The sequence below is a fragment of the Micromonospora sp. NPDC049081 genome, from assembly GCF_040648835.1.
Lineage (GTDB): Bacteria > Actinomycetota > Actinomycetes > Mycobacteriales > Micromonosporaceae > Micromonospora > Micromonospora antibiotica.
The window spans coordinates 173559-199966 of sequence record NZ_JBEZEK010000012.1; the positions used below are offsets into that span (position 1 = coordinate 173559).

The window sequence follows — 26408 nt, forward strand, 5'->3', positions numbered from 1 at the left end:
TGTTCTAGTACGATCCTGAAACTGTGGCAGCACATTATCAGATCCTCGGGTCCACGTCCGCCGCGATTTCGGCGAGTGTGGAAACGGGCATCCGCACCGGGGTGCTCGCGGCGGGCGACGCGTTGCCGCCGGTCCGCTCCCTGGCCACGACGCTGGCGGTCAGCCCGGCCACCGTCGCCCGCGCCTACCAGGAGCTACGCCAGCGGGGTCTGGTCGTCACCGCAGGCCGGCACGGCACCCGGGTCCGGCCCCGGCCGCCGGTCGCCCCCCGTCGGGCCGCCCGGCACCCGGCCCCCGCCCCCGGCACCCGCGACCTGTCCCTGGGTCAGCCCGACCCCCGGCTGCTGCCGCCGCTCGGCCCGCACCTGGCCGCGCTCGCCACCGGGATCGGTCCCCCCGTGGGGTACGCCACGACCGGCGTGCACCCCGCCCTGGCCGAGGCCGCCCGCTCCCGGCTCGCCGCCGACGGGGTGCCCGCCGACGAGCTGACCGTCACCGGGGGAGCGCTCGACGGCATCGAGCGGCTGCTCGCCTCCCACCTGCGCCCGGGTGACGCGGTCGCGGTGGAGGACCCCGGCTGGGCCAACCTGCTCGACCTGGTCGCCGCCCTCGGCCTGCGGCCGGTCGGCGTGCCGGTCGACGACGAGGGGCCCACCGTCACCGGAGTGCGCGACGCGTTGACCCTCGGGGCGCGGGCGCTGGTGGTCACCAGCCGGGCGCAGAACCCGACCGGTGCCGCCGTCTCCGCCGGCCGGGCCGAGGCCCTGCGGGCGCTGCTCGCCGGCCGGGCCGACCTGCTGCTGATCGAGGACGACCACGCCGCCGAGCTGTCCCGGCTGCCGCTGCACCCGCTGGCCGGGGCCACGGCGACCTGGGCTTTCGTCCGTTCGGTCAGCAAGCCCTACGGGCCCGACCTGCGGCTGGCGGTGCTGGCCGGTGACGAGGTGACGGTGTCCCGGGTGGCCGGCCGGGCCCGGGTGGGCGCGGGATGGGTCTCCACCGTCCTGCAACGACTCGTCCTGTCGCTCTGGCGCGACCCGGCCACCACCACCCTGATCCACCAGGCCGCCGACGCCTACGAACGCCGCCGGTCCGGCCTGCTCGCCGCGCTCGCCGACCGGGGCGTGGTGGCGCACGGCCGCAGCGGCATCAACATCTGGCTGCCGGTGCCCGACGAGACCATCACGGTCACCGCCCTGCGGGACGCCGGCTGGTCGGTCGCGCCCGGTGGCCTCTCCCGGCTCGGTGCCCCGCCCGCCGTGCGGATCACGGTCAGTTCGCTCGACGACGCCGACCTCACGCCGCTGGCCGACGCGGTCGCGGCGGCGGTCCGCCCCGCCGACCCGATCGGCTTCACCGCCTGACCCGTGTCGTCGGTCTGCTCCTACGGGGCTGCGCGGGGACGGGGACGGGGACGGGGCGGGTGGCGCGGTCAGCCCCGCCGGCTGGACGAAGATCCGCCGCCGGGAGACCGCGTCCCCGGCCGCGTCCAGCTGGTATCCCTCCAGCCAGACCCAGCCGTCGTACGTCGGCCAGTCGAGCACCCGGATGACCCGGAACCGGATGGGGCGGAGAAACTGCACGCTGGCGTCCCTGGTGACGTACACCAGGTCACCGGCCTTCATCGGCGCTCCTGGTCCCGCGCGCGCAACGCCCGCTGCACGCGTCGCTCGCGCCAGACGCGCAGCGTCTCGCCCGCGTCGGCCAGGCGGTCGCAGGAGCCGTCCGGCTGGCAGCGGGAGCAGGCGTTGCGATGGTGGAAGTCGACGACGTAGCCGGCCATGATCACGACGAACGGCGGCTCGGCGGGTCGCTGCTCATACATGTGGCCAGGCCCCCCGGTTGAGCCTGCGTGGGTGGCGCGTGCCCCACCTGGCCTCGGGATCTGGTCGTCGAGGCGCGGCTCGATGGTCGGCGGTGGCGTCCCGCTCGGATGTCGCCGCCGGGGGCAGCAGCCTGGCCTGCTGTACGACATCGACAGGTTCGGCAGGGCGGTGGAACCACTTGCAACGAGTCATGCCGGACGCTCCTTGACCGGGGCTGAGGGTTGACAGTTGTCCAACTATAACCAGAGTCTATTGAGCTTGTCTAAGTAATAGAGTATTACTCATAACAATGCAAATCGGACCTACGCTCACCGCTATGGCACTGCTCAAAGGCACGCGGCTGGAGGTGTGGGGAGCTGCCGAGATCCAGGAACGTCTGGGGATCTCACGGCAGCGCACCTACATCCTGATCAGCCGTCGGGATTTCCCGGCTCCGGCAGCTGTCCTCAAGATGGGTCAGATCTGGTTGAAGTCCGATGTGGAGGCGTGGATCGCCGAGAAACGCCCTCACCTGCTCGAAAGCGACGAGGAAGCTTAGGCGAGTCCTCGCCTGACGGGTTGCCTCCGAGGAGCCCGGCGGGTCCTTCGTGGACCTTCCGTGCGACCGGGTAGAACAGTCGCCATGGCCGAGCAGACCGCCCCACCCGGTGCCCGACAGTTCATCCCGCCGCAGGCCGGCACACTGGCCGAACTGCGTACCGCCGCCGCCGGCTGCCGGGGCTGCGAGCTGCACCGGGACGCCACCCAGACCGTCTTCGGCCGGGGCGACGAGAGCGCCCGGGTGGTCTTCGTCGGGGAGCAGCCCGGCGACCTGGAGGACCAGCACGGGCTGCCCTTCGTCGGTCCCGCCGGCCGGCTGCTGCGCCGGGCGGTCGACGACGCCGGTCTCGACCCGGCCCACCTCTACATCACCAACGCGGTGAAGCACTTCCGACACGAGCTTCGTGGCCGGCGGCGCATCCACCAGACCCCGGACCAGGTGCACATCGTCGCCTGCCGGCCGTGGCTGGTCGCCGAGTTCGCCCGGCTCCGCCCCGAACTGGTGGTGGTGCTCGGCGCGACGGCGGCGAAGGCCCTGCTCGGCCCGGCGTTCCGGGTCACCCGGCAGCGCGGCGCGCTGCTGCCCTGGCCGGCCGCCGCCGAGCACCCGCAGGACTTCACCCGGGCGCCGGTGGACGACACCGGTACGGATGCGCCCGCCGCCCGTCTGCTGGCCACCATCCACCCGTCGGCGGTGCTGCGCGCCGACAACCAGGAGATCGCCTACCGGGGGCTGGTCGACGACCTGACCGTGGCCGCCCGGGCCCTGACCGGCTCGACGACTCCATAGGGGAGTACCGGCGGCCCGGGCCGGGTAACCGGCCGGGCATGGCCGAAGGTAAGCCGCGACGCCGTACCCCGCTGGTCCGACTCGGCGCCCCCGGCCCGTACGTCCTGTTCGCGCTCCTGTCCACCGTGCTCTGGTTTCCCGTCCGGCTGGTCGAGGACCCGGACCGGTCCGTCCCGCTGGCCCTGGTGCGGGCCGGCCTGTACGGGGTGGGATGGGGCCTCATCCCGATCTTGATGGCCTTCCTGCCCGGGGTCCGGGCCCGGGCGGACTCGGGCCAGGTCCGGGCGTGGAACCGGCTCCGGGCCGCGCTGCGTCGAGGTGAGGTGCCGGCGGACGAGGCGGACCGGGCCGCCGTGATCGGCCAACTCCCGACGGTCCGTCGGGGCGCGCTGATCGCCGTGGTGGGCGGAGTCCTGCTCTTCGGCGGGTTGGCCGTGCTCGCCCCGACCGTCGACCGGACCGCCTCCGGGGTGTTCTACGTCGTGGTCCTGACGATCGTGCTCGCCCTCGCGGGGGTCACCCTCGGCCGGGTCCGCCGGCTCGACCGCCGGCTGGCCGACACCCGGTAACCCCGGTGCGGGCGGCTGGCCGGCTGCGCGACGATGGGCTCCCCGAACCAGGAGCGTGTGATGACCGCCGACCTGCGCGCACCCACCCGGCCCGACGTCGCCCCGATCCAGCGGCGCACGCTGCGGCTGCTCTTCGTCACGCAGATCATCGGTGGGGTCGGGGTGGCCATCGGGATCTCGGTCGGGGCGCTGCTGGCGGCCCGGGTCGCCGGCACCGCCGTGGCCGGGCTGGCGCAGAGCTGCGGGGTGGTCGGCGCGGCGCTGCTCGCCGTACCGGTCACCCGGATCATGAACGGTCACGGGCGTCGCCCGGGACTGGTGGTGGCGTACCTGGTGGGGGCGGTCGGGGCGCTGCTGGTGGTGCTCGCCACGGCCACCGGCGCGGTACCGCTGCTCTTCCTGGGGATGCTGCTGTTCGGCGGGGGCACGGCGGCCAACCTCCAGGCCCGCTACACGGCCGTGGACCTCGCCGAGCCGGCCCGCCGGGGCCGGCAACTCTCCCTGGTCGTCTGGGCCACCACCATCGGCTCGGTGGCGGCACCCAACTTCGCCGCGCTCGCCGACGGGGTCACCCGGGGGTGGGGCCTGCCGTCGCTGTCCGGCCCGTTCGCGTTCAGCGCCGTCGCGTTCGGCGTGGCTGCGGTCGTACTGCTGCTGCTGTTGCGGCCCGATCCGCTGTTGACCGCGCGGCGGCTCGCGGCGGCCGACGCCGGGACAACGGCCGGGGCCGCCCCACCGGCGGCGACCACCGCGCCGGGCGCGCGGCGGGCCGGTATGCGGGTGGCCTGGCGGGTGGTGCGCGGCCGGCCGGCGGCCCGGCTGGGCATCGCCGCCGTCGCCATCGGCCACCTGGTGATGGTCGCGGTGATGGCGATGACGCCGGTACGCCTCGGCGAGTCGCACTCCGACGCGGACGTGCTGCGCGTCGTCGGCATCGTGCTGAGCGTGCACATCGCCGGCATGTACGCCCTCTCCCCGGTGGTGGGCTGGCTCACCGACCGGTTGGGCCGGCGTGCGGTGATCCTCGGTGGGGTCGGCACGCTGCTGGCCGCGTGCGCGGTGGCCGGCACCGCCGGGCACCACACGCCGCGCCTCTCGGTCGGCCTGGCCCTGCTCGGGCTGGGCTGGTCGGCGACGATGGTGGCCGGTTCGACGCTGCTGTCCGAGGCGGTGCCGTCCGGGGTACGCCCCAGCGTGCAGGGGCTGTCCGACCTGACGATGGGGCTGGCCGGGGCGGGCGCGGCGGCGGCCAGCGGGTTTGTCATGCGGGTGGCGGGTTATCCGACCCTGACCCTGCTGGCGGCGATCGCGGTGGTGCCGTTGGTGGCGCTAGCGTTGCGTCGGGTGCCGCCGACGGCACCCGACGAGGAGGAGTGATCACGTGCGGCTGACCGACTTCTGGACCCGGCTGGACGAGGCCTTCGGGCCGGGTTACGCGGCCAGCATCGCCAGCGACCAGGTGCTCTCCCAGCTCGACGGGCGGACCATCACCCAGGCCCTCGCCGCTGGTGAGCAGACCCACGTCGTGTGGCGGGCGGTGGTCGCCGCATACCCCGACCGGGTGCCCGCACGGCTACGTTGAGCTGCCGTTCCGCCACTTCCGCGTGTCACTTGCCGGCTCGTACACCTGTTCGGCTATTGTCCACAGCGGGGTGCTCGTCCACAGCTCACGGCCCGTCGGCTGGTTTTCTGTCGGACCTAGCGCCTAGCGTGTCCGCGTGACGCGAAGCTCAGGAAAGACGCCGGCGAAGGCAGGAGTGGCAAACATGGCCGCAGGGCCCGACCGGGAGAAGGCACTCGACCTTGCTCTCGCTCAGATCGACAAGCAGTTCGGTAAGGGGTCGGTGATGCGGCTGGGCGAGCGCCCGGTCGTCCAGACCTCGGTCATCCCGACCGGCTCCATCGCGCTCGACGTGGCGCTCGGCGTCGGTGGCCTGCCCCGGGGCCGGGTCGTCGAGGTCTACGGTCCCGAGTCCAGCGGCAAGACCACGGTCGCCCTGCACGCGGTGGCCAACGCCCAGCGGGCCGGCGGCATCGCCGCGTTCGTCGACGCCGAGCACGCGCTCGACCCCGACTACGCCAAGGCGCTCGGCGTCGACACCGACGCCCTGCTGGTCTCCCAGCCGGACACCGGCGAGCAGGCGCTGGAGATCGTCGACATGCTGGTGCGCTCCGGCGCGATCGACATCATCGTGATCGACTCGGTGGCGGCCCTGGTGCCGCGCGCCGAGATCGAGGGCGAGATGGGCGACAGCCACGTCGGTCTCCAGGCCCGGCTGATGAGCCAGGCGCTCCGGAAGATCACCGGCGTGCTCAACAACACCGGCACCACGGCGATCTTCATCAACCAGCTCCGCGAGAAGATCGGCGTCATGTTCGGCTCGCCCGAGACGACCACCGGTGGCCGGGCGCTGAAGTTCTACGCCTCGGTCCGGCTCGACGTGCGCCGCATCGAGAGCCTCAAGGACGGCACCGACGTGGTCGGCAACCGCACCCGGGTCAAGGTCGTCAAGAACAAGGTCGCCGCGCCGTTCAAGCAGGCCGAGTTCGACATCATGTACGGCAAGGGCATCTCCCGCGAGGGCTCGCTGATCGACGTCGGCGTGGAGCAGGCGATCATCCGTAAGTCCGGTGCCTGGTACACCTACGACGGCGACCAGCTCGGGCAGGGCAAGGAAAAGGCCCGGGAGTTCCTCAAGGAGAACCCGGACGTGGCGGCCGAGATCGAGAAGAAGATCCTGGAGAAGCTCGGCGTCGGGGTCGGCGCGGGTGACGCCGCCGGTGGCCCTGAGCTGCCGCCTGTCGACTTCTGACCGGTCGCGGTCGAATGGCAGGACGACGCGCCCGCACGGGGCGGGGCTGGGATGCCGCCCCTCCCCGTGCAGGAGCCGACGACGCGACGCCCCGCCCCCGGCGGGGTCGCCGGGGGGCGGCCGACGGGACCGAGCCGACCCCCGGTGAGTCGACGGCCCGCGACGAGGCCGAGGTGGCCCGGGAGATCTGCCTGCGGCAGCTCGCGGTGCGGCCACGTACCCGGGCCGAGCTGGCCGGGGCACTGGCGAAGAAGGGCATCTCCGACGAGGTGTCCGCTCAGGTCCTCGACCGCTACGACGAGGTCGGCATCATCGACGACGCGGCGTTCGCGCGGGCCTGGGTCTCCAGCCGGCACAACGGTCGTGGGTTGGCCCGCCGGGCACTCGCCAACGAGCTGCGTCAGCGTGGCGTGGACGGCGAGGTGGCCAGCGAGGCCCTCGGTGAGCTGGACGAGGAGACCGAGGCGGAGACCGCCCGGGCCCTGGTCGACCGCAAGCTGCGTACCGCCCGGGGTGAGCCCGACGCGGTGTTCCGGCGGCTGGTCGGCATGCTCGCCCGCAAGGGCTACCCACCCGGGGTGGCGATCCGGGCGGTGAAGGACGCCCTCGCCGCCCAGAGCGCCGAGGCCGCCGAGTTCGCCGACCAGATCGACGCCGACGCCCTGGCCGATGTCGAGGGCGAGCGGGGCTGACCGGTGCAGATCGACGCCGACGTGCTGGCTGATGTCGGGGGCGAGCGGGGCTGACCGGTGCAGATCGACGCCGACGTGCTGGTCGATACCTCCCGGACGGTGCGCCCGCCGTCCGACACTGCCACCCTGGCGTCATACGCCCGTGCCCTGGGCGTCACCTGACCCCTGCGTACCGCCACCCGTCTGGACCTGCGCCCTGGGCGTCACCTGACTGACCCCGCGCGCATCCTCACCCGCGTAGCCTCCCTGGCCGGTGCCACCGCTTCCGCCACTCCCACCCCCCGCAAGATCGTGCTCGAACCTGGTTGTAGTGGTATCCGTCGTTTCGGAGGCCACTACAACCAGGAAACAGTGCGATCTTGCGGCGCGGGGTGTGGGCGCTGGGCCGGAGGGCGGCCCCGGTCCGGACGGCAAGCGGAGTGGAGAGACGCCGGGGCGCGGTGAGCCGCCAGGTGCCGAAGGTGAATAGTGGCCGGAAGGCGGCCGACGAGCGGCCAAAACACGAGTTTTATGGCTTGGTGTCCGGATTTGGATCACCAGTGGGTGACGTTGCCAACTCTCTCCGTTCGGGGGGTTTGATCATGAGTTCTTGACCGATCGGCCTTCCGAGACCTAGCCTCGCCATACAGGCTCACTTTGCCCGACCAGCGCAGGCTAAGCGCACAACATAGATCTCGTAACAGAACAGCATCACTTTGGCCAGCTCCACCGGCCTTGACGGTCGTTCCGGACAGCCGGTCCGGAGCCGACCCGACAACTGCACCCGGCTGTCGGCGATGCCGCATGGGCACCGCCGACGGAGAGCTATCCCCACGGCCAGCCGCTCGGTCGGGCGTCCAGAGCCGCAGAGGTGCGTGCCCGTCGGCACGGTTCCCCTGCGGCGTAGACGTTTGGGGAGGCACGACCATGGCGGGTCGGCACAGGGACCGGGGGTCCCCAGCAGGCGGTGGCGAGAGCGGGTGCGCCGACGCGGTGTGGCGGCCCACCGGCCCCGGTGACGGGACACCGGCATGAACACCTTCGACGTGGTGCTCCTGATCGTCGTCGGGGTCCTCGCCCTGGTCGTGGTCGGCGCCGTCCTGATCGGCGTACGGGCGCTGCGTCGCATCGGTGCCGCCCCCGCCCCGGAGGACCCCGCCTTCATCGCCGAGAAGGACCGCCAGGAACAGTCCCTGGCCGCCCTGCGGACCGCCGCCGACGAGGTGAACAGCACCATCGACGTGGCGAAGTCCGCCGCCTCCGCAGCCCGTGCCGAGGCGGCCGGGGCCAAGGCGGAGGCGAAGTCGGCCCGGGCGGAGGCCCGCCGGGTCCTCGACGACGCCCGTGCCGAGGCGGACACCGTCCTGGAACGCGCCCACAAACAGGCCGAGGCGGACGCGGAGCAGCTGCGGGCCAGCGCCCGGCGCAGCGGTGAGCGTGAGGTGGCGGTGCTCGCCGCGACGACACGGGAGCAGGCGGCCGAGGTGGAACGCCGGGCCGCCCGGATGGACGAGCGGGAGCGGCTGCACACCGAGGAGGTGGAGCGGCTGGCCGAACGCGAGCGGCAGCTCACCGCCGCCAGCGCCGCGCTGGCCGAGCGGGAGGCGACGATCAGTGCCCGGGAGGCCGCGCTGACCGTGGCCGAGGAGCAGCGCCGGCGGGAGCTGGAACGCGTCGCCGGGCTGACCGCCGAGTCGGCCCGCACGGAGCTGATCGAGGTGATCGAGACCCAGGCGAAGCGGGAGGCGGCGCTGCTGGTGCGGGACATCGAGTCCGACGCCCGCAACACCGCCGAGCAACGTGCCCGGCACATCGTGGTGGACGCCATCCAGCGGGTGGCCAGCGAGCAGACCGCCGAGAGCGTGGTCAGCGTCCTGCACCTGCCGGGGGACGAGATGAAGGGGCGGATCATCGGCCGGGAGGGGCGCAACATCCGCGCCTTCGAGTCGGTGACCGGAGTCAACCTGATCATCGACGACACCCCCGAGGCGGTGCTGCTGTCCTGCTTCGACCCGGTACGCCGGGAGGTCGGTCGGCTCACCCTGGAGAAGCTGATCCTCGACGGGCGGATCCACCCGCACCGGATCGAGGAGGTGCACGACCTCGCCCGGCAGGAGGTGGAGGAGCTGTGCCACCGGGCCGCCGAGGACGCCCTGGTGGAGGTGGGCATCACCGAGATCCACCCCGAGCTGGTCACCCTGCTCGGCCGGCTGCGCTACCGCACGTCGTACGGGCAGAACGTGCTCAAGCACCTGGTGGAGACCGCGCACATCGCCGGGATCATGGCCGCCGAGCTGCGGTTGGACGTGCCGACGATCAAACGGTCGGCGTTCCTGCACGACATCGGCAAGGCGCTCACCCACGAGGTGGAGGGCAGCCACGCCATCATCGGCGCGGACCTGGCCCGCAAGTACGGCGAGAGCGAGGACGTGGTGCACGCCATCGAGGCGCACCACAACGAGGTGCCGCCGCAGACCATCGAGGCGGTCCTCACCCAGGCGTCCGACGCCTGCTCGGGCGGGCGGCCCGGGGCCCGGCGGGAGAGCCTGGAGGCGTACGTCAAGCGGCTGGAACGGATCGAGGAGATCGCCGCCGGCAAGCTCGGCGTGGAGAAGGTCTTCGCGATGCAGGCGGGCCGGGAGATCCGGGTGATGGTCAAGCCGGACGACGTCGACGACATCGGCGCGGCGGTCCTCGCCCGGGACGTGGCCAAGCAGATCGAGGAGGAGCTGACCTACCCGGGGCAGATCCGGGTGACCGTGGTCCGGGAGTCCCGGGTCACCGAGATCGCCCGGTGACCGGCCCGGAGTGCCGGGGACACCACGGGCGCTGACCACCGTACGACGCGGCGAGGGCCGGTCCGGATCTCCGGACCGGCCCTCGTGCCGTGCGGGGTGCGGATCAGGTGGTGGCCGCGCCGCCTCCGCCGCCCTCCGCCTGGGAGACGAGCGCGGTGGCCGGGGCCTGCGGGGCCGGCGTGCCGACGGACTTGCGGCCCCGGGACAGCCGCCGCTGGACGAACTGGGCAAGCTTCGACAGCGAGTAGTTGGCCAGGATGAACAGCGCGGCGATCACCACGTAGACCTGGATCGGGTTGTCCAGCACGCCGATGAGCTGCTTGCCGATGTTGAGGGTTTCCTCGTAGCTGATGATGAAGCCCAGCGAGGTGTCCTTGAGTACCACGACGAGCTGGCTGATCAGCGCCGGCAGCATGATCCGGAATGCCTGGGGCAGCAGGATCATCCGGGTGGTCTGGGCGGGGGAGAGGCCGATCGCGGCGGCGGCCTCGGCCTGCCCGCCGGGCAGCCCCTCCATGCCGGAGCGCAGGATCTCGGCGATGACCACGGAGTTGTAGACGGTCAGGCCGATGACCAGGTACCACAGCGAGTCGAAGGAGATGCCGAACTCGGGGAAGCCCCGGGCCACGAAGAAGATGGTGAGCACCACCGGCAGGCCCCGGAACACCTCGACGCAGACCCGGGTGATCGCCGAGAGGGTGGCGCTGAGCCCGCGCAGCAGGTAGGCCACCGGGGTGGCCATCCCGGTGAAGCGTCGCCGGGTGAGGCTCTTGAGCTGGATGCGGAGGATCGCGAGCAGGGTGCCGACCACCAGCGACGCGACGATGGCCAGCACGGCGGCGGTCAGGGTGTTCTTCAGCCCGAAGCCGATCCGGTCCCACACCTGGGAGAAGTTCTCGTGGGAGGGGTCGACCAGCGGACCCCACAGCTCCATCGAGAACTGACCCTTGTCGTCCAGCGGGCGGTAGATCAGGAAGTACGCGCCGACGGCCAGCAGCACGGTGGCGACGATGCTGCTGATCAGGGTGATCCGGCGTTGGCGCGGGCCGGGGACGTCGTACAGGACGCTGGTCTGCTGACTCATCGGGCCACCGCCTGTCGCTTCTCCAGCCGGTCGAGCAGTGCGCCGAGCGGCACGGTCATGATCAGGTAGCCGATCGAGATGCCGATGGCGACCGGGATGAAGGCGTAGCCCTCGGCGGAGGTGAGCTGGTCGGCGCTCTGGGAGAGGTCGCCGACCACGCCGAAGAAGCCGACCAGCGCCGAGTTCTTGATCATCGCGATGATCACCGAGCCGAGCGGCACCACCGACGCCTTCCAGGACTGCGGCAGCACCACGTGCCGCAGGTTCTGGCCGAAGGTCAGGCCGAGCGACCGGGCCGCCTCGGCCTGACCGGGGGGCACCGCGTTGACCCCGGAGCGCAGCGCCTCACAGACGAACGCGGCGGTGTAGAGCACGAGGGCGATCAGCGCGAACCGGAAGTACGGCAGGTCGGTGCCGAGCCGGGTGAACAGCGAATCCAGCACGGGGATGCGCAGGAAGTCGGCGTTGGAGCCGAGCGCCGGCAGGCCGAATGCGGCGAAGAACATCACCACGGTCAGCGGCATGTTCCGGAAGATGTTCACGTACGCGGTGCCGACGGCGCGTAGCGGCGGCACCGGCGAGATGCGCAGCACCGCCAGGACGGCACCCAGGATCAGGGCGCCGACCGCGGCGAGGACGCAGATCTGGAGGGTGAGCCAGAAACCACCCGCGAAGACGTCGAACTTGTCGATGAGCACACTCACGGGCCGGTGTTCCTCCCCACCCTCCAGATCGAGGTCAGATCAGTAACGGTTGATGGTGGGCGCGGTGCCCAGCTCCGCGCCGAACTTGCCGGCGGTGTCGTCCCACGCCTTCTTCCAGCTGCCGTCGTTGAACGCCTTCTCCAGCGTGTCGTTGACGAAGTTGCGGAAGTCGTTGTCCTCCTTCTTCACCCCGATGCCGTACGGCTCCTTGGTGAAGTTCTCGCCGGCCAGCTTGAACGACGACTCGTCCTTGGCGATGTAGCCGAGCAGGATCACGTTGTCGGTGGTGACGGCGTCGACCTGGCCGCCCTTGAGGGCGTCGCGGCACTTGTCGTACGTGTCGAAGAGCACGAGCTGGGTGCCGACGTCCTTGACGTACTTCTTGATCTCCTCGGCCGGGGTGGACCCGGTCACCGAGCAGACCTTCTTGGTGCCGTCCTTGAAGGAGTCCGGCCCGGTGATGGTGGCGTCGTCCTTCTTGACCAGGATGTTCTGGCCGGCCTCGTAGTACGGCCCCGCGAAGGCGATCCGCTCCTTGCGCTTGTCGTTGATCGTGTAGGTCGCCGCGACCAGGTCGACGGTGCCGTTGACGATGACGTCCTCGCGGACCTTCGACGGCGTCTCGACGTACTCGATCTTGTCGGCGGGGATGCCCAGCTCCTTGACGATGAGCTTGGCCACCTCGACGTCGAAGCCCTCCGGCTTGCCCGACAGGCCCTTCTGGCCGAAGCCGGGCTGGTCGAACTTGGTGCCGATCTTGATCTTCTGCGCCTTGTTGAGCTTCTCCATGGTGCTGCCGGCGGCGAAGGACTTGCTGCCGGAACCGGTGCCCTCGTCGGCGTCGTCGCCGCCGCAGGCGGCCAGGCCGAGCGCCAGAGTAGCCGCCGCGGCGACTGCCGCCACGCGCTTCATACGCATACTGATCTCCTTCTTCGTCGGAATGCACCGGTGACCGGCACGCTCCACTACGGACGCCTAGTGCGTGAGGATCTTGGAGAGGAAGTCCCGGGCCCGCTCGCTGCGCGGGTTGGCGAAGAACTCCGTCGGCGGGGCGTCCTCGACGAGCTGCCCGTCGGCCATGAAGATCACCCGGTTGGCGGCGTGCCGGGCGAAGCCCATCTCGTGGGTCACCACCACCATGGTCATGCCCTCGCTCGCCAGTGAGGTCATCACGTCGAGCACCTCGCCGACCATCTCCGGGTCGAGGGCGCTGGTCGGCTCGTCGAAGAGCATCGCCTTGGGCTGCATGGCCAGCGCGCGGGCGATCGCCGCCCGCTGCTGCTGGCCGCCGGAGAGCTGGGCCGGGTACTTGTCGGCCTGGTTGGCGATGCCGACCCGGTCGAGCAGGGCCAGGCCGCGCTCGCGGGCGGCGGCCGGCTTCTCCTTGCGGACCTTGACCGGCCCGAGGGTGACGTTCTCCAGGATGGTCTTGTGGGCGAAGAGGTTGAACGACTGGAAGACCATGCCGACCTCGCTGCGCAGCTTCGCCAGCGCCCGCCCCTCGGCCGGCAGCGGCTGGCCGTCGAAGGTGATCGTCCCGTCGTTGATCGGCTCCAGCCGGTTGATCGTCCGGCAGAGTGTCGACTTGCCGGAGCCGGACGGCCCGATCACCACCACGACCTCGCCCTTGCCCACCGAGAGTGACACGTCGTCGAGCACGTGCAGTGGGCCGAACCACTTGTTGACCTTGTCCAGCACGATCAGCGGTTCGCCGGTCGCCACGTCGTCCACCGTCCCTGTCGTCGTACCGGAAAGCGGGGTCGGTCGACCCCCGGTTGGGCCACTGTAGGCGGGGCGACGTGGCGGATCGCAACCCAACGGGTCACGGAGAGGTAACACCGGTGTCGGGTGTGCTCCGGCGTCCGAATTTCGGCACCCGACGGGCCGGTCGGGTGGCGGGTGGACCGGGTGACGGAGATCATGGGGCGATGACCGAGCGGATCCGGCTGACCGAGTACGCGCGTGGTGGCGGCTGCGCCTGCAAGATCCCACCGGGGGAACTGGAGGCGATGGTCGCCGGCCTCGGGCCGGCCACCGGCACCGCCGAACTGCTGGTCGGTCTCGACCACGGCGACGACGCCGCGGTGGTCCGGCTGGACGAGCGGACCGGCCTGGTCACCACCGCCGACTTCTTCACCCCGGTCGTCGACGACGCCTACGACTGGGGGCGGATCGCCGCCGCGAACGCCCTCTCCGACGTGTACGCAATGGGCGGCACCCCGCTGGTCGCCATCAACCTGCTCTGCTGGCCCCGGGACACTCTCCCGCTGGAGCTGGCCCGGGAGGTGCTGCGCGGCGGTCAGGACGTGGCCCGGGAGGCCGGCTGCCACCTGGCCGGCGGGCACAGCGTCGACGACGACGGCCCCAAGTACGGGCTGGCCGTGACCGGGCTGGTCCGCCCCGAGGAGCTGATCACCCTGGACGCCGGGCGGGCCGGGCTGCCGCTGTCGCTGACCAAGCCACTCGGCGTCGGGGTGCTGAACACCCGGCACAAGGCCACCGGTGAGGTGTCCGCCGAGGCGGTGGCGTCGATGACCACCCTCAACCGGGACGCGGCCCGCGCCGCCGTCGCGGCGGGTATCCGCTGCGGCACCGACGTGACCGGTTTCGGGCTGCTCGGGCACGCCTCGAAGCTGGCCCGGGCGAGCGGCCTGACGGTGGCCATCGACGCCGCCCGGGTGCCCTACCTGCCCGGTGCCCGCCAGGCGGTGCGCGACGGGCACGTCAGCGGCGGCACCCGCCGCAACCTGGACTGGGTGGGCCCGTGGACCGGGTTCGGGTCGACCGGGGAGGCGGACCGGCTGCTGCTGGCCGACGCGCAGACCTCCGGGGGGCTGCTGCTGGCCGGCGAGGTGCCCGGCGGCACGGTGATCGGCGAGCTGCTGCCCCGGGGCGAGTCGATGGTCGTCATCCGCTGACGCGTGCCGTTGATGCCTGACAGCTGACCGCTGACCGCTGACAGCTGACAGCTGACCGCCGCCCCCTGGCGCCGGTGGCGGGCCCGGGCTTCCGACGCCGCGCCGGGTGGGCTGGGCCGTCGGTCGGCCGGTTCGGCGGGGCACCGTACCCGATAAACTGTCATCTTCCCGCTACTCCGGGCAACGCGGCGCTAGGAAATTTTGCCCGGAATGGTCACAGACCGGTAACTTGCCCCCGGCCGTGGGCAAATGCCCCCCACCATCGTGAGTAAGGCCCGATCCGGAGGCCGGTGGGACTAACGCAGCGAGGAGGCGGCATGACCGAGCTGTGGAACTGGAGAATCGACCGGGCCGCACCCGTGGAGGTGTACCCGGCCCTGGCCGAGGCGCTCGGACGGGTGGTGATGCCCCTGGCCGTGGCCGACCCGGCCCGACTGCCCACGTACGCGGTGATCTGCGACGTGTGGGAGGCCCCGGGGGAGTTCGGGACGATCGTCGACTGCTACGGCGTACCCGAGTCGCTGCACGAGCTGAGCGCGGTCGCCGCGCTGGCCCGGCTGCTCGACCGGGACTGCCTGCTGGCCGACGACACCCTCGACGCCGGCCGGCACCTGCTGGTCGCCCCGGGAGGCACGATCCGCCCGGTGCACTTCGAGGTCACCGAGACCGACGACGGTGAGGTGCTCTCCGCGCGCCGGCTCTGCACCCTGGCGCACCCGGGCTGTCGGGGCTGGTCGCGGTGCTGCCGTTCGCGCTGGGCACCCGACTCGGTCAACCCGGCCCTGGCCGCCGCCTGACCGACCCCCGCCCGACGGCCCGTGCACCCAGGGCCACCGCCCGGTCCGTGGCGGTGCGGCCGGGGCCCGGCGGGTCAGACGGCGACGGCCCGGGGCGCGGCGGGTCAGGGGGCGACGGCCCGAGGCGCGGCGGGTCAGGCGGCGACGGCCCGGGGCCCGGCGGGTCAGGGGGCGACGGTGGGGCGGGTGCCCCGGACCTGCAACTGGTCCAGCAGGGTCGCGGTGGCGGCGGTCACCGCGCTCACCGCCGCCTCGAACGCCGCGGCGTTGTGCGCGGCCGGGGCCCGGAAACCGGACACCTTCCGCACGTACTGCAACGCCGCCGCCTCGATGTCGGCCGGCGTGACCGTCGGGACGTACGGCTCACGCAGGGTCTTGATGCTCCGGCACATGGTTCCTCCTCGTCGGGGTCTTCCCGGTCGGCCCCGGTCGGGCGGCCCGGATACGCTGTGCGTGTCATGACTACCGCAGCCGTGGGCAGCCCGCGCACCTACCAGGTGCGCACGTACGGCTGCCAGATGAACGTGCACGACTCCGAGCGCATCTCCGGCCTGCTCGAACAGGCCGGTTACGTGCGGGTCGCCGACGCCGACGACAACCCGGACGTGGTGGTGTTCAACACCTGCGCCGTCCGGGAGAACGCCGACAACCGGCTCTACGGCAACCTCGGTCACCTGCGCCCCGTCAAGGCCCGGCACCCGGGGATGCAGATCGCCGTCGGCGGCTGCCTGGCCCAGAAGGACCGGGGCGACATCGTCCGCAAGGCACCCTGGGTGGACGTGGTGTTCGGCACCCACAACATCGGCTCGCTGCCGGTGCTGCTGGAACGGGCCCGGCACAACACCGCCGCCGAGGTGGAGATCCTCGAATCCCTCGACGTCTTCCCGTCCACCCTGCCGACCCGGCGCGAGTCGACGTACGCCGGCTGGGTGTCGATCTCGGTGGGCTGCAACAACACCTGCACGTTCTGCATCGTGCCCGCCCTGCGCGGCAAGGAGAAGGACCGCCGCCCCGGCGACGTCCTCGCCGAGGTGCGCGCCCTGGTCGCCGAGGGCGTGCTGGAGGTGACCCTGCTCGGGCAGAACGTCAACTCCTACGGCGTCGAGTTCGGTGACCGGTACGCCTTCGGCAAGCTGCTGCGCGCGACCGGTGAGATCGACGGGTTGGAACGGGTCCGGTTCACCAGCCCGCACCCGAAGGACTTCACCGACGACGTGATCGCCGCAATGGCCGAGACCCCCAACGTCTGCCACTCGCTGCACATGCCGTTGCAGTCCGGCTCGGACGACGTGCTGAAGGCGATGCGCCGGTCGTACCGGTCGGAGCGCTACCTCGGCATCATCGAGAAGGTCCGGGCGGCGATGCCCGACGCGGCGATCACCACCGACATCATCGTCGGCTTCCCCGGCGAGACCGAGGCCGACTTCGAGCAGACCCTCGACGTGGTCCGCGCGGCCCGCTTCTCGTCGGCGTTCACCTTCCAGTACTCCAAGCGCCCCGGCACCCCGGCCGCGACCATGCCCGACCAGCTGCCCAAGCAGGTCGTGCAGGAACGCTACGAACGGCTGGTCGCCTGCGTCGAGGAGATCACCTGGGCGGAGAACAAGCGTCTGGTCGGCGAGACCGTCGAGGTGCTGGTCGCCGTCGGTGAGGGCCGCAAGGACGACCGCACCGGCCGGCTCTCCGGCCGGGCCCGCGACGGCCGACTGGTGCACTTCGCCACCGGGGCGGCCGGTGAGCCGGGCGCGGCCGGCACCATCCGACCGGGCGACATCGTGCACACCACCATCACCTACGCCGCCCCGCACCACCTCAACGCCGACGGTGCCCCGCTGGCACACCGCCGCACCCGGGCCGGTGACGCCGCCGAGGCCGGCCGCGCCCCGCGTACCCCCGGGGTGCTGCTCGGATTGCCCACGGTCGGTGCGCCGGCCGCGACGCCCGCGCCGACGACCGGCTGCGCCGCGCACTGACCTCCCGGTCGGGGCCCGCCACCGGCGGACCCCGACCGGTGCGCGGTCAGACCGAGATCCGGCCCGCGCCGGCACCCGCCGTCACGATGGACTTCACGCTGCTCGCGCTGTCCAGGGTGTACTGGTACGGGATGCCGGCGACGCTGCCGCCGGTCTGCCCTGCGGGCGAGTTGACGAAGTGGTTGTTACGGGCCACCAGGCTGCCCGGCCCGGAGTCGGCCTCGCCGAGGTGGTAGGTGTCCTTGACGTTCTCGAAGTAGTTGCCCTCGACGAGCACCCCGGCGCTCATCGTGGACGCCACACCGTAGCCGGCGTTGTTGTAGTAGTAGTTGTTGTAGACGTGCACCGGGTTGCCGAAGCGGACCCGGGGGTTGCGCTGCTTGCTGCCGTCGTACCAGTTGTGGTGGTAGGTCACCCGCAGGTGCCCGATGTCCTGGCTGCCGTTGTCGTCGCTGTGCCCGAGCAGCATCGTCTTGTCGTGGCTGTAGACCCGGTTCCAGGAGACGGTGACGAAGTCCGAGCCGCGCTTGATGTCGACGGTGCCGTCGTAGCCGTTGCTGAAGGTGTTGTGGTCGATCCAGATGTTGGTGGCGGAACTCTCCACGTTGATCGCGTCGTCGCTCCAGTTGCGGAACGTCAGGTTCCGGATGATCACGTTGCGGTCGCCGTTGACGGTGAACCCGCAGCCGACGATCGTCGCCCCGGCGTTGCCGAGCACGGTCTTGTTGGAGCGGACCCGCAGCATGCCCGAGCAGTTGATGGTGCCGGAGACCCGGATCACCGCCGCGCCGGTGGCGTTCAACGCGCTGGTCAGCGCCGAGGCGGTGGAGACGGTCGTCGCGCCCGCGCTGCCGCCGCCGGTGGTGCCGCCGTTCTGGGTGGCCCAGCCGACCAGGCCGGTCTGCGGCACGCTGGGCGGCGGGGTGGTCGCCGGGGGCGTCGGTGGGGGCGTGCTCGGCAGCGGCGGGGTGGTCGGCGCACCGGTGGGGGCGGTGCTCCCGGTGCAGGTCACCCCGTTGACGGTGAAGCTGGTCGGGACCGGGTTGCTGGAGTTGTTCCAGGTGCCGTTGAAGCCGAACGAGACGCTGCCGCCGGTCGGCACGCTCCCGTTGTAGCCCACGTTGGTGGCGGTCACCGTGCTGCCGCTCTGGGCCACGGTGGCGTTCCAGGCGTCACTGACCGTCTGGCCGGCCGAGTACGACCAGCGCAGGCTCCAGCCCGACATCGGGTCGCCGAGGTTGCTGATGGTGATGTTGCCGGTGAATCCGCCCTGCCACTGCCCGCCGACGGTGTAGCTGACCGCGCAGCCGGGGGCGGCGTGGGCGGCGACGGCGGTGAGCGTACCGGTGGCGAGCAGGGCGACGGTGGTGGCGGCGATCAGCGTCGTACGACGCCGGGGTGTGCGCATGCTGCGTCCCTTTCGGGTGGGACAGGCTGCCGTCGACGGGAGAGCCACCGGTGGATGCCGGTGACCCGGGACGTCGCCGATCGGCCCCTGCCGAGGGGGTCAGGTCGGTACGAGGTGGATCCCGTGTGGTGCGCCCGCAGCCCGGACAAGCGCTTTCCCGAGCAAAGCATAGACAGTGGCAGATGTAAATCGGCGTGCCGGACGCGCGGCGGCGGTGATCCGGCAGGCGGGTCGCCGGTCGACGGGCAACGTCGACCGGCGACCCGCCGGTGGCCACTACGGACGGTCCCCGCTCAGCAGGCGGTGCCCTTGAGCTTCACCGTGGCCGGGGCGGCGGCCGTACCGTTGGCGGTGAAGCCCACGGTGACCGACGCGCCCGCCGCCAGCGACGGCGCGTAGGCCGGCCCGGCGGCAGTCACCGTCGTGCCGGACTGGGTGACGGTGGCGTTCCAACCGCTGACCAGGGTGACCCCGGCTGGCCAGGCCCAGGTCACCGACCACGGGTTGACCGCCGACGAACTGGTGTTCTTCACCGTCAGCTCACCCTGGAAACCACCCTGCCACGCGCTGACCTGCTTGTAGGTGGCGGTGCAGCCACCGGTCGGCGGCGGCGGGGTGGTGGTCGGCGGGGGCGTGGTGGTCGGCGGCGGCGGAGTGGTGGTCGGCGGCGGCGTCGTCGGGCCGGTGGTGGTCGGCGTCGGCGTCGGGGTGCCGGTCGGGTCGGTCCCGCCACCCACCGGCGGGATCAGGTACGGCTGGAGGATCGCCTGCTTGGCGGTGTTGACGTTGGTCCAGTCGTCCAGCGCGATGCCTCCCGTGTCACCCGAGTTCGGGTTCCACGACCAGTAGGTGAAGGACATCCCGTTGACCCCGGTGCCGGTGTAGGCCATCAACTTCTCCAGCCACACCTTGTCCCGGGGGTCGGCCAGGGTGCTGCCGAACTCGCCCATCATGATCGGGGCGATGTTCTGCTTGTAGAGGTAACCCCAGTACTTGTCCCAGATCGCCGGCAGGTTCGCCGGGAAGTCGGCGGCCTTGAACCAGTTCTGCTCGTAGACGCTGGTGGCGTACTCGTGTGGCGAGTAGACCAGCCGGTTGGCCACGTTCAGCCGGACCGGGAACTGCCCGGCCTTGGACAGGTTGCCACCCCACCAGCCGCAGTCCTCGTCGTTGCTGGTGTCGTTGTCCCAGACGTTCGACAGGCCGCCGCTGGGGCAGCTCACCCCCTCCACGAAGATCAGCCAGTTCGGCTGCACCCCGAGGATGGCGTTACCGGCCCGCTCGGCGGCCAGCCGCCAGTCCCGGGTGGTGTCGCCGCAACCCCAGCAGGCGCCGGTCGCGGCCGGGTTGGTGCCCTCGGCGTGCGGCTCGTTGTGCAGGTCCGCGCCGATCACCGTGGTGTTGCCGGCGTACCGCTGGGCCAGCATCTTCCAGTCGGCGAGCCAGGTCGCCTCGGAGACCGTCGGGGTGTACCAGAGCGGCGACTGCCCGGCCGCCGTCGGCCGGTGCCGGTCCAGGATGACCCGCATGCCCTTGCTGCCGGCGTAGGCGATCACCTTGTCGAGGATCTGCAGCGGCGAGAGCCCGACCAGGTCCGGGTTGACGAAGTCGTTGATCCCGCTGGCCGTCGCGCCCGGCTTCACCGAGTCGTTCGAGTACGGGACGCGCAGCGTGTTGTAGCCCAGGCTGGCCATCTTGTCGAGCTGCCCGCGCCACGGGTTGTTCGACCACAGGCCGTGGAACGTCCGGTTGTCGGTCTCCATGCCGAACCAGTTGATGCCGGTCAGCCGGACCGTCGCGCCGGTCGCGTCGACGATCTTGCTGCCGTTCGTGTGCAGGTAACCGGTGCCGGTGCCGCCGACTGCGGCGGCGGCCGGCGTGGTGCTGACGGCCGTGGCGACGAGCACGCCGGCCGCGGCGGTGGCGAGCGCGGTGAGCGCGGCGCCGATGATGCGGGGTCGGTACATACGGGCTCCACTTCGAATGCCCGGCGTCGCGACGGCGACGCGGGCGGAAAACCAGGGATTCACCGGCCGCCGCCCGCCCGTCCCGCTCCTGCGGGGGTACGCGGACAGTGCGCGGCACGCCGGGTCACGTGGACGCGGCCACTCGCTGCGGTGCACCGGCGACTCCCGACGACGGTGTCCGTCGTCGGTGCCCTCGCGCCGGCGGGATCGACCTGGCTCTGCCGCCCATTCTGATCAGCCGGCCTCGATGCGTCAACCGCAGCCCCTGCGCTCACCACCGGGCGGGCGTGCCGGTACCCGACCTGGTGGGGCTGATCCTGGTTGTGCTGGTGGGCCTGATCCTGGTTGTAGTGGCATCGCATCGTCGGGATACCACTACAACCACGATCGAGCACGATCTTGCCCGTCGGGTTCGGCGGGGGCCGCCCGGCGGGGGCCGCCCGGCGGGCGTGCCCGGCGGGGTGGGCCGTGCCCGGCGGGGTGAGCCGTGCCCGGCGGGGTGAGCCGTGCCCGGCGGGGTGGGCCGTGCCCGGCGGGGTGGGCCGTGCCCGGAAGGGCGGGGCGTGCCCGGCGGGGTGGGCGGGGTGGGCTCGGGTGGGGTGGGTTTCCGGGGTGGGACATGGGGAAGCCCCCGGTCCCGAGGGGGAGCGGGGGCTTCCGGGGCGTTCGGGGTCAGCCGGCCTGCTCGGCGAGCTGAAGGAACTGCCGCTTGGAGGCGAGCGCCTGCTCGGCCTCCTTGACCCGACGGGCGTCCCCGGCGGCCTGGGCGCGGGCGAGCCGCTCCTCGGCCTCGGCGACCTGCGCCCGCATCTGCGCGAGCAGCGGGTTGTCCTCCTTGGTGGTCCGCCGCCAGGCCGAATCCATCACCTCGCGGACCTTGTCGTCGATGGCCCGCAGCCGCCGCTCCAGGCCGGCAGCCGCCTCCCGGGGCACCCGGCCGGCCTCGTGCCACTGGGCCTGGATCTCCCGCAGCTTGGCCTGGGCGCCCTTCGGGTCGCCGTCGACGTCCAGCGCCTCGGCCTCGACCAGCAGCGCCTGCTTGCGCTCCAGGTTGGCCCGCTGCTCGTTGTCCCGGGCCGAGAAGACCTCACTGCGCCGGCTGAAGAAGGCGTCCTGGGCGGCGCGGAACCGTTCCCAGAGCTTCTGCTCCGACTCCTTGGAGGCGCGCGGGGCGGCCTTCCACTGGTTCATCAGCTCCTTGAGCTGGTTGGCGGTGGCCGCCCAGTCGGTGGAGTCGGAGAGCTTCTCAGCCTCGGCGACCAGCTCCTCCTTGGCCGTGTGCGCCTGCTTGCGCTGCTGGTCGAGGGAGGCGAAGTGGGCGCCCCGACGCCGGGTGAAGCCGTCCCGGGCGGCGGCGAACCGCTTCCACAGCTCACCGTCGGCCTTCTTGTCGACCCCCCGGATGGTCTTCCACTCGTCGAGGATCTCCTTGAGCCGGTCACCCGCGGTCTTCCAGCCGGTCGACTCGGCGGCCAGCTGTTCGGCCTCCTCGACCAGGGCGGTCTTGCGGGCGAGCGCCTCACCCCGGGCGGCCTCCCGGGCGGCACGCGCCTCGGCGGCCTTCTCCTCGGCCACGACGGCGAGCTTGTCCAGGCGCGCGGCGAGGGCGTCGATGTCCCCGACGACGTGCGCCTCGGCCAGCGAGCCACGGATCCGCCGGACCGTGCTCAGCGAACCACCCGCGTCGGCGGCACCCGAGTTGAGCCGGGCCTCGGTCAGGTCCACCTCGGTGACCAGGTCGGCGAAGCGACGGGCGAAGTGGGCCAACCCCTCCTCGGGGGCGCCCGCCTGCCAGGATCCGACCACCCGCTCGCCCTCGCTGGTCTTCACGTACACGGTGCCGTCCGCGTCCACCCGTCCGAAGGCAGTCCAGTCGCTCATGTGCACATCCTCGTTCTCCCGGCGTCGACGGGAAACCCCGCACGATCGCCGCCACGGCGCAGCCAACTTGCTCCCGGCATTGTCACAGGTCCGCCCCCGTCCGCGTCGAGCGCCTGTCTCTGACCGTGACCATACGGTGTCCTAGCACCCACACACAGACTCCGTGGGGGGAGTGTCGCATTCCGCCGTACGCTGTACGGTAGGCCGTACGAGATGCTGCCGCCCTATCGACGGGCGGACGAGGAGGAGCAGGATGACCCAGTCCCACACCCGGATGACGCCCCCGGCCGACCCCGGTTTCGTGCCCGACGAGGCCGATCTCGCCGAGCTGGACGCGTGGTTCCGCCACTACGACGCCCTGGCCGAGGCGGGTGACGTCGCCGGCACCGCCGAGCTGGCGATGTTCCCGCTGAACACCGTCACCGACGACGCCTCGGGGGAGGGCTCCGCCCGCCAGCTCGACCGGGCGGCCTACCTGGAGATGATGGGCGGCGTGCTCGGCAGCGGTGGCGACCTGCGGATGGAGAGCCGCCGCACGCCCTACTTCCTCACCCGGAGCCTGGCCGTGGTGCTCACCGAGGCCGAGTTCACCCTCGACGGCGAACGCCAACGGGTGCGCTACGCCGACCTGATGGTCCGCACCGGCGGGCGGTGGCGGTTCCAGACCATGGTCCAGGGCGGCTGGGGCGGCCCACCGGCCTGATCCCGCCCCGCGGCCTGCCGAACCGGCTGGTTCCGGCGTCGGACGCCGGGCGGGTCGCTCCCGGTGTCGGGCCGTCGGCCGGGTCGTCCCCAGGCTGCCGACCGACTCGGTTCGGCGGTCAGCCTGCTGGGGCAGGCGGGGTGGGCGGTGCCGGGGCGCTGAGGTCGGGCTGCTGACCGACTCGATTCGGCCGTCGGGCTGCTGCAGTGGTGGGGCAGGCGGGGTGGGCGGTGCCGGGCCGCTAACGTTGCCTGGTGCCTCTGGTCGCCGCCGCCGTCTGCCCGCACCCGCCGCTGATCGTGCCCGAGCTGGCCGGGGCCGCCGCGCCCGAGCTGGCGGAGCTGCGCGCCGCCTGTACCGCCGCCGTCACCGCCCTCCACACCGCCGGGGCGGGCACCGTCGTGCTGGTCGGCGCCGGAGAGCTCACGGTCGAACTGGACCTGCCCCACCAGGGCAGCTTCGCCCCCTGGGGCCTGCCCCTGGCGGTACGCCTCGGCGGGGGACCGGCCCCCGCCGACCCCGGCAGCGGCGACGATCGGCTGCCGCTGAGTCTGCTGGTCGGGGCCTGGCTGGTCGACCGGGTCGCCTCCCCGGCATCGGTGGCCTGGCGGATGGTGAGCATCGGGTCCGACGAACCGGTCGACCGGTGTGCCGCCCTCGGGGCCGGCCTACGGGTGGACGGGCCGTGGGCCCTGCTGGTGCTGGGCGACGGCTCGTCCTGCCACGGGCCGAAGGCACCCGGCTACGACGACCCGCGCGCCGGGGCGTACGACGAAGGGGTTGCCCGGGCCCTGGCCGACGCGGACACCGACGCGCTGCTCGACCTGGACCCGGTGGTCTCGGCGCAGCTGGGGGCCGCCGGCCGGCCCGCCTGGCAGGTGCTGGCCGGCGCGGTGAGGGAGGCCGGCGGCGACTGGCGCGGCGAGCTGCGCCACCACTCGCATCCCTACGGAGTGGGCTACCTGGTGGCCTCGTGGTCCCCGCCGGCCGGGACGGGCGGGGCGGGCACGGGCGGGGCGACGCGGTGAGCGGCACGGTCGTCGCCGTGGTCGGGCCGACCGCGGCGGGCAAGTCGGCGCTGAGCATCGCCCTCGCGCACGCCCTCGGCGGGGAGGTGGTCAACGCCGACTCGATGCAGCTCTACCGGGGGATGGACATCGGCACCGCCAAGCTCACCCCGGCGGAGCGGGACGGGGTGCCGCACCACCTGCTGGACATCTGGCCGGTCACCGAACCGGCCAGCGTCGCCGAGTACCAGCGGCTGGCCCGCGCGGCGGTCGACGACATCCTGGCCCGGGGGCGGGTGCCGCTGCTCGTCGGCGGCTCCGGCCTGTACGTGCGGGCGGTGCTCGAACAGTTCGAGTTCCCCGGCACCGACCCGGCGGTACGCGGACGGCTGGAGGCGGAACTGGCGCAGCTCGGCCCGGCCCCGCTGCACGCCCGGCTGGCCGGGGCGGACCCGGTCGCGGCGGCCGGCATCCTGCCCGGCAACGGCCGACGCATCGTCCGGGCCCTGGAGGTGATCGAGCTGACCGGGGCGCCGTTCACCGCCTCGCTGCCCGACCCGACCCCGTACTACCCGGCGGTGCAGCTCGGCGTCGACCTCGACACCGCGCTGCTCGACGAGCGGATCGCGGCGCGGGTCGACCGGATGTGGGCCGACGGGCTGGTCGCCGAGGTCCGTACGCTGTGCGGGCACGGCCTGGCCGACGGCCGGACGGCCAGCCGGGCCCTCGGCTACCAGCAGGTGCTGCGGTTCCTGGCCGGGGAGACCGACGAGGCGCAGGCCCGCGACGAGACGGTCCGGGCCACCCGGCGGTTCGTCCGACGGCAACGCTCCTGGTTCCGCCGTGACCAGCGCATCCACTGGCTGGACCCGACCGCGCCGACGTTTGTCGACACTGCGCTGCGGGTCGTCGCCGGGCATCGGCCATGATGGGGGCGTGGAGTTCACCAAGGGGCACGGCACCGGCAACGACTTCGTCATCCTGCCCGACCCGGACGGCGCCCTCGACCTGACCCCCGACCGGGTCGCCGCGCTCTGCGACCGACGGCGCGGCCTCGGCGGCGACGGCGTGTTACGGGTGGTACGCGCCGCGAAACACCCCGACGGGGTGGCCCTCGCCGATGAGGCCGAGTGGTTCATGGACTACTGGAACGCCGACGGCTCGTTCGCCGAAATGTGCGGCAACGGGGCCCGGGTCTTCGTCCGCTACCTGCTCGCGACCGGCCTGGCCGCCCCCACCGGCGGAACCCTGCCGGTGGCCACCCGCGCCGGCCTCGTGCGGGCCCGGGTCGACGGCGACACCATCGCCGTCGAGATGCGCCGCCCCCGGTTGTACGACGCGTCGCATGCCGCCCTGAGCGGGCTCACCCTGCCCGGCACGGCGGTGGACGTCGGCAACCCGCACCTGGTCTGTGCCCTGCCGGCCGGCATCGACCTGACCGGCCTGGACCTGACCCGCGCGCCCGAATTCGACCCCCGGGTCTTCCCGCACGGGGTGAACGTCGAGTTCACCACCCCCGGTGCCCCGCTGGACGGCACCGACGACCACGTGCTGATGCGGGTCTACGAACGTGGTTCGGCGGAAACCCTCTCCTGCGGCACCGGCGCCTGCGCGGTCGCCGCCGTGGCGCTACGCGACGCCGCCCGGGACACCGGCGTCGTGGCGGTCGACGTCCCCGGTGGCCGCCTCACGGTCACGGTGACCACCGACTCGTGCTGGCTCGCCGGCCCCGCCATCCTCGTGGCCACCGGCACCCTCACCCTCCCCTGACCCCACCCCCACCGCCCACCCCACCCCACCCCGCTCTGCCTCGCCTCACCCCGTCTCGTCTCGTTGATCAAGAGGTTTGCGTCAGAACCGGCGTGGCGGGGTCAAGGGGTGAGTGCAATCGTTAGGGGACGATGAGTTGTGCGAGGCGTTGGGCTGGTGTGTTCCAGTCGAGTGTTTCGCGGGGTCGGG

At 72.4% G+C, this 26408-nt stretch carries 25 protein-coding genes and 1 pseudogene; 16 read left to right on the forward strand and 10 right to left on the reverse strand.

The features are described 5' to 3' along the window. Positions 1-23: 23 nt before the first annotated feature. On the forward strand, positions 24-1364 hold the full coding sequence (locus AB0B63_RS19295; RefSeq protein WP_357020379.1) for an aminotransferase class I/II-fold pyridoxal phosphate-dependent enzyme: 1341 nt from the start codon (positions 24-26) through the stop codon (positions 1362-1364). A gap of 81 nt (positions 1365-1445) precedes the next feature. Here the strand turns inward: AB0B63_RS19295 and AB0B63_RS19300 are convergent. Both AB0B63_RS19300 and AB0B63_RS19305 read right to left on the reverse strand, forming a co-directional pair. After that, positions 1446-1625, reverse strand: a pseudogene (locus AB0B63_RS19300) (hypothetical protein); the annotation flags it as partial. After that, positions 1622-1825, reverse strand: coding sequence for a hypothetical protein (locus AB0B63_RS19305; protein WP_357020382.1), 204 nt, complete (start codon positions 1823-1825; stop codon positions 1622-1624). The gene AB0B63_RS19305 and the pseudogene AB0B63_RS19300, both read right to left, overlap by 4 nt. Before the next feature lie 317 nt (positions 1826-2142). On the opposite strand from AB0B63_RS19305, the gene AB0B63_RS19310 reads away from it, so the two are divergent. The 8 genes from AB0B63_RS19310 to rny all read left to right on the forward strand — a co-directional run bounded on the left by AB0B63_RS19310 (position 2143) and on the right by rny (position 10007). Continuing rightward, the gene (locus tag AB0B63_RS19310; protein ID WP_208569358.1) at positions 2143-2364 is read left to right on the forward strand and encodes a DNA-binding protein; all 222 of its coding nucleotides are present in this window, start codon (positions 2143-2145) and stop codon (positions 2362-2364) included. 84 nt (positions 2365-2448) lie between these two features. Then, positions 2449-3156, forward strand: coding sequence for a UdgX family uracil-DNA binding protein (locus AB0B63_RS19315; RefSeq protein WP_357020386.1), 708 nt, complete (start codon positions 2449-2451; stop codon positions 3154-3156). A 38-nt stretch (positions 3157-3194) separates the two neighbouring features. Beyond that, positions 3195-3725 carry a hypothetical protein gene (locus AB0B63_RS19320; RefSeq protein ID WP_357020389.1) on the forward strand — a complete coding sequence of 177 codons (531 nt, stop codon included), beginning with the start codon at positions 3195-3197 and terminating at the stop codon, positions 3723-3725. Positions 3726-3785: 60 nt separating this feature from the next. Then, a complete protein-coding gene (locus AB0B63_RS19325) occupies positions 3786-5102 on the forward strand; it encodes an MFS transporter (protein ID WP_208569361.1) in 1317 nt (438 codons plus the stop codon). A 4-nt stretch (positions 5103-5106) separates the two neighbouring features. After that, on the forward strand, positions 5107-5307 hold the full coding sequence (locus AB0B63_RS19330; protein ID WP_091249479.1) for a DUF3046 domain-containing protein: 201 nt from the start codon (positions 5107-5109) through the stop codon (positions 5305-5307). Between the two features lie 184 nt (positions 5308-5491). Then, entirely contained in the window at positions 5492-6538 is a 1047-nt protein-coding gene (gene recA / locus AB0B63_RS19335; protein ID WP_208569362.1) for a recombinase RecA, read from the forward strand. A 14-nt stretch (positions 6539-6552) separates the two neighbouring features. After that, positions 6553-7230, forward strand: a complete 678-nt coding sequence (locus AB0B63_RS19340) for a regulatory protein RecX (RefSeq protein ID WP_357020394.1) — start codon at positions 6553-6555, stop codon at positions 7228-7230. 1010 nt (positions 7231-8240) lie between these two features. Continuing rightward, the gene (gene rny, locus AB0B63_RS19345) at positions 8241-10007 is read left to right on the forward strand and encodes a ribonuclease Y (RefSeq protein WP_357020397.1); all 1767 of its coding nucleotides are present in this window, start codon (positions 8241-8243) and stop codon (positions 10005-10007) included. 103 nt (positions 10008-10110) lie between these two features. Here the strand turns inward: rny and AB0B63_RS19350 are convergent, their stop codons facing one another. Genes AB0B63_RS19350 through AB0B63_RS19365 form a run of 4 tightly spaced genes read right to left on the reverse strand, consistent with a single transcriptional unit; the run spans position 10111 to position 13526 of the window. Continuing rightward, positions 10111-11091: an amino acid ABC transporter permease gene (locus AB0B63_RS19350; RefSeq protein WP_357020400.1), complete on the reverse strand. Its 981-nt coding sequence runs from the start codon at positions 11089-11091 to the stop codon at positions 10111-10113. Continuing rightward, positions 11088-11795: an amino acid ABC transporter permease gene (locus AB0B63_RS19355; RefSeq protein ID WP_208569575.1), complete on the reverse strand. Its 708-nt coding sequence runs from the start codon at positions 11793-11795 to the stop codon at positions 11088-11090. The genes AB0B63_RS19350 and AB0B63_RS19355 overlap by 4 nt, the downstream gene beginning before the upstream one ends. Before the next feature lie 39 nt (positions 11796-11834). Further along, the gene (locus tag AB0B63_RS19360) at positions 11835-12713 is read right to left on the reverse strand and encodes a glutamate ABC transporter substrate-binding protein (RefSeq protein WP_357020403.1); all 879 of its coding nucleotides are present in this window, start codon (positions 12711-12713) and stop codon (positions 11835-11837) included. Between the two features lie 57 nt (positions 12714-12770). Further along, on the reverse strand, positions 12771-13526 hold the full coding sequence (locus tag AB0B63_RS19365; protein ID WP_281899615.1) for an amino acid ABC transporter ATP-binding protein: 756 nt from the start codon (positions 13524-13526) through the stop codon (positions 12771-12773). 197 nt (positions 13527-13723) lie between these two features. Between AB0B63_RS19365 and selD the strand changes: the two genes are divergently transcribed. Continuing rightward, positions 13724-14713 carry a selenide, water dikinase SelD gene (selD, locus tag AB0B63_RS19370; protein ID WP_357020408.1) on the forward strand — a complete coding sequence of 330 codons (990 nt, stop codon included), beginning with the start codon at positions 13724-13726 and terminating at the stop codon, positions 14711-14713. 317 nt (positions 14714-15030) lie between these two features. Next, positions 15031-15510: a hypothetical protein gene (locus tag AB0B63_RS19375; RefSeq protein ID WP_145918479.1), complete on the forward strand. Its 480-nt coding sequence runs from the start codon at positions 15031-15033 to the stop codon at positions 15508-15510. A gap of 164 nt (positions 15511-15674) precedes the next feature. On the opposite strand, the gene AB0B63_RS19380 is transcribed toward AB0B63_RS19375, so the two are convergent. After that, a complete protein-coding gene (locus tag AB0B63_RS19380; protein ID WP_208569572.1) occupies positions 15675-15902 on the reverse strand; it encodes a DUF2277 family protein in 228 nt (75 codons plus the stop codon). Between the two features lie 66 nt (positions 15903-15968). On the opposite strand from AB0B63_RS19380, the gene miaB reads away from it, so the two are divergent. Beyond that, on the forward strand, positions 15969-17483 hold the full coding sequence (miaB, locus tag AB0B63_RS19385) for a tRNA (N6-isopentenyl adenosine(37)-C2)-methylthiotransferase MiaB (RefSeq protein WP_208569571.1): 1515 nt from the start codon (positions 15969-15971) through the stop codon (positions 17481-17483). Between the two features lie 46 nt (positions 17484-17529). Here miaB and AB0B63_RS19390 read toward each other — a convergent pair whose 3' ends face one another. The 3 genes from AB0B63_RS19390 to AB0B63_RS19400 all read right to left on the reverse strand — a co-directional run bounded on the left by AB0B63_RS19390 (position 17530) and on the right by AB0B63_RS19400 (position 22739). Continuing rightward, a complete protein-coding gene (locus AB0B63_RS19390; protein WP_357020413.1) occupies positions 17530-18891 on the reverse strand; it encodes a cellulose binding domain-containing protein in 1362 nt (453 codons plus the stop codon). A 293-nt stretch (positions 18892-19184) separates the two neighbouring features. After that, entirely contained in the window at positions 19185-20858 is a 1674-nt protein-coding gene (locus AB0B63_RS19395; protein ID WP_357020416.1) for a cellulase family glycosylhydrolase, read from the reverse strand. Positions 20859-21530: 672 nt separating this feature from the next. Then, entirely contained in the window at positions 21531-22739 is a 1209-nt protein-coding gene (locus AB0B63_RS19400) for a DUF349 domain-containing protein (RefSeq protein ID WP_219468615.1), read from the reverse strand. Between the two features lie 253 nt (positions 22740-22992). Between AB0B63_RS19400 and AB0B63_RS19405 the strand changes: the two genes are divergently transcribed. From AB0B63_RS19405 to dapF, 4 genes are all read left to right on the forward strand, one after another. Further along, on the forward strand, positions 22993-23442 hold the full coding sequence (locus tag AB0B63_RS19405) for a hypothetical protein (protein ID WP_357020419.1): 450 nt from the start codon (positions 22993-22995) through the stop codon (positions 23440-23442). Positions 23443-23696: 254 nt separating this feature from the next. After that, a complete protein-coding gene (locus AB0B63_RS19410; RefSeq protein WP_357020422.1) occupies positions 23697-24470 on the forward strand; it encodes a class III extradiol dioxygenase subunit B-like domain-containing protein in 774 nt (257 codons plus the stop codon). Then, positions 24467-25378, forward strand: coding sequence for a tRNA (adenosine(37)-N6)-dimethylallyltransferase MiaA (miaA, locus tag AB0B63_RS19415; protein WP_357020425.1), 912 nt, complete (start codon positions 24467-24469; stop codon positions 25376-25378). Before AB0B63_RS19410 ends, miaA begins: the two co-directional genes overlap by 4 nt. Positions 25379-25385: 7 nt before the next feature. Next, positions 25386-26219 (forward strand): diaminopimelate epimerase, encoded by an 834-nt coding sequence (gene dapF / locus AB0B63_RS19420; protein ID WP_357020428.1) that lies wholly within the window; start codon positions 25386-25388, stop codon positions 26217-26219. Positions 26220-26408: the final 189 nt, after the last annotated feature.

Bases quoted from the DNA above. Each gene is read 5' to 3' on its own strand.
- AB0B63_RS19305 (WP_357020382.1), bottom strand. From the start codon at position 1,825: ATGTATGAGCAGCGACCCGCCGAGCCGCCGTTCGTCGTGATCATGGCC.
- AB0B63_RS19310 (WP_208569358.1), top strand. From the start codon at position 2,143: ATGGCACTGCTCAAAGGCACGCGGCTGGAGGTGTGGGGAGCTGCCGAG.
- AB0B63_RS19315 (WP_357020386.1), top strand. From the start codon at position 2,449: ATGGCCGAGCAGACCGCCCCACCCGGTGCCCGACAGTTCATCCCGCCG.
- AB0B63_RS19320 (WP_357020389.1), top strand. From the start codon at position 3,195: ATGGCCGAAGGTAAGCCGCGACGCCGTACCCCGCTGGTCCGACTCGGC.
- AB0B63_RS19325 (WP_208569361.1), top strand. From the start codon at position 3,786: ATGACCGCCGACCTGCGCGCACCCACCCGGCCCGACGTCGCCCCGATC.
- recA (WP_208569362.1), top strand. From the start codon at position 5,492: ATGGCCGCAGGGCCCGACCGGGAGAAGGCACTCGACCTTGCTCTCGCT.
- AB0B63_RS19340 (WP_357020394.1), top strand. From the start codon at position 6,553: ATGGCAGGACGACGCGCCCGCACGGGGCGGGGCTGGGATGCCGCCCCT.
- rny (WP_357020397.1), top strand. From the start codon at position 8,241: ATGAACACCTTCGACGTGGTGCTCCTGATCGTCGTCGGGGTCCTCGCC.
- AB0B63_RS19350 (WP_357020400.1), bottom strand. From the start codon at position 11,091: ATGAGTCAGCAGACCAGCGTCCTGTACGACGTCCCCGGCCCGCGCCAA.
- AB0B63_RS19360 (WP_357020403.1), bottom strand. From the start codon at position 12,713: ATGCGTATGAAGCGCGTGGCGGCAGTCGCCGCGGCGGCTACTCTGGCG.
- selD (WP_357020408.1), top strand. From the start codon at position 13,724: ATGACCGAGCGGATCCGGCTGACCGAGTACGCGCGTGGTGGCGGCTGC.
- AB0B63_RS19375 (WP_145918479.1), top strand. From the start codon at position 15,031: ATGACCGAGCTGTGGAACTGGAGAATCGACCGGGCCGCACCCGTGGAG.
- AB0B63_RS19380 (WP_208569572.1), bottom strand. From the start codon at position 15,902: ATGTGCCGGAGCATCAAGACCCTGCGTGAGCCGTACGTCCCGACGGTC.
- miaB (WP_208569571.1), top strand. From the start codon at position 15,969: ATGACTACCGCAGCCGTGGGCAGCCCGCGCACCTACCAGGTGCGCACG.
- AB0B63_RS19390 (WP_357020413.1), bottom strand. From the start codon at position 18,891: ATGCGCACACCCCGGCGTCGTACGACGCTGATCGCCGCCACCACCGTC.
- AB0B63_RS19395 (WP_357020416.1), bottom strand. From the start codon at position 20,858: ATGTACCGACCCCGCATCATCGGCGCCGCGCTCACCGCGCTCGCCACC.
- AB0B63_RS19400 (WP_219468615.1), bottom strand. From the start codon at position 22,739: ATGAGCGACTGGACTGCCTTCGGACGGGTGGACGCGGACGGCACCGTG.
- AB0B63_RS19405 (WP_357020419.1), top strand. From the start codon at position 22,993: ATGACCCAGTCCCACACCCGGATGACGCCCCCGGCCGACCCCGGTTTC.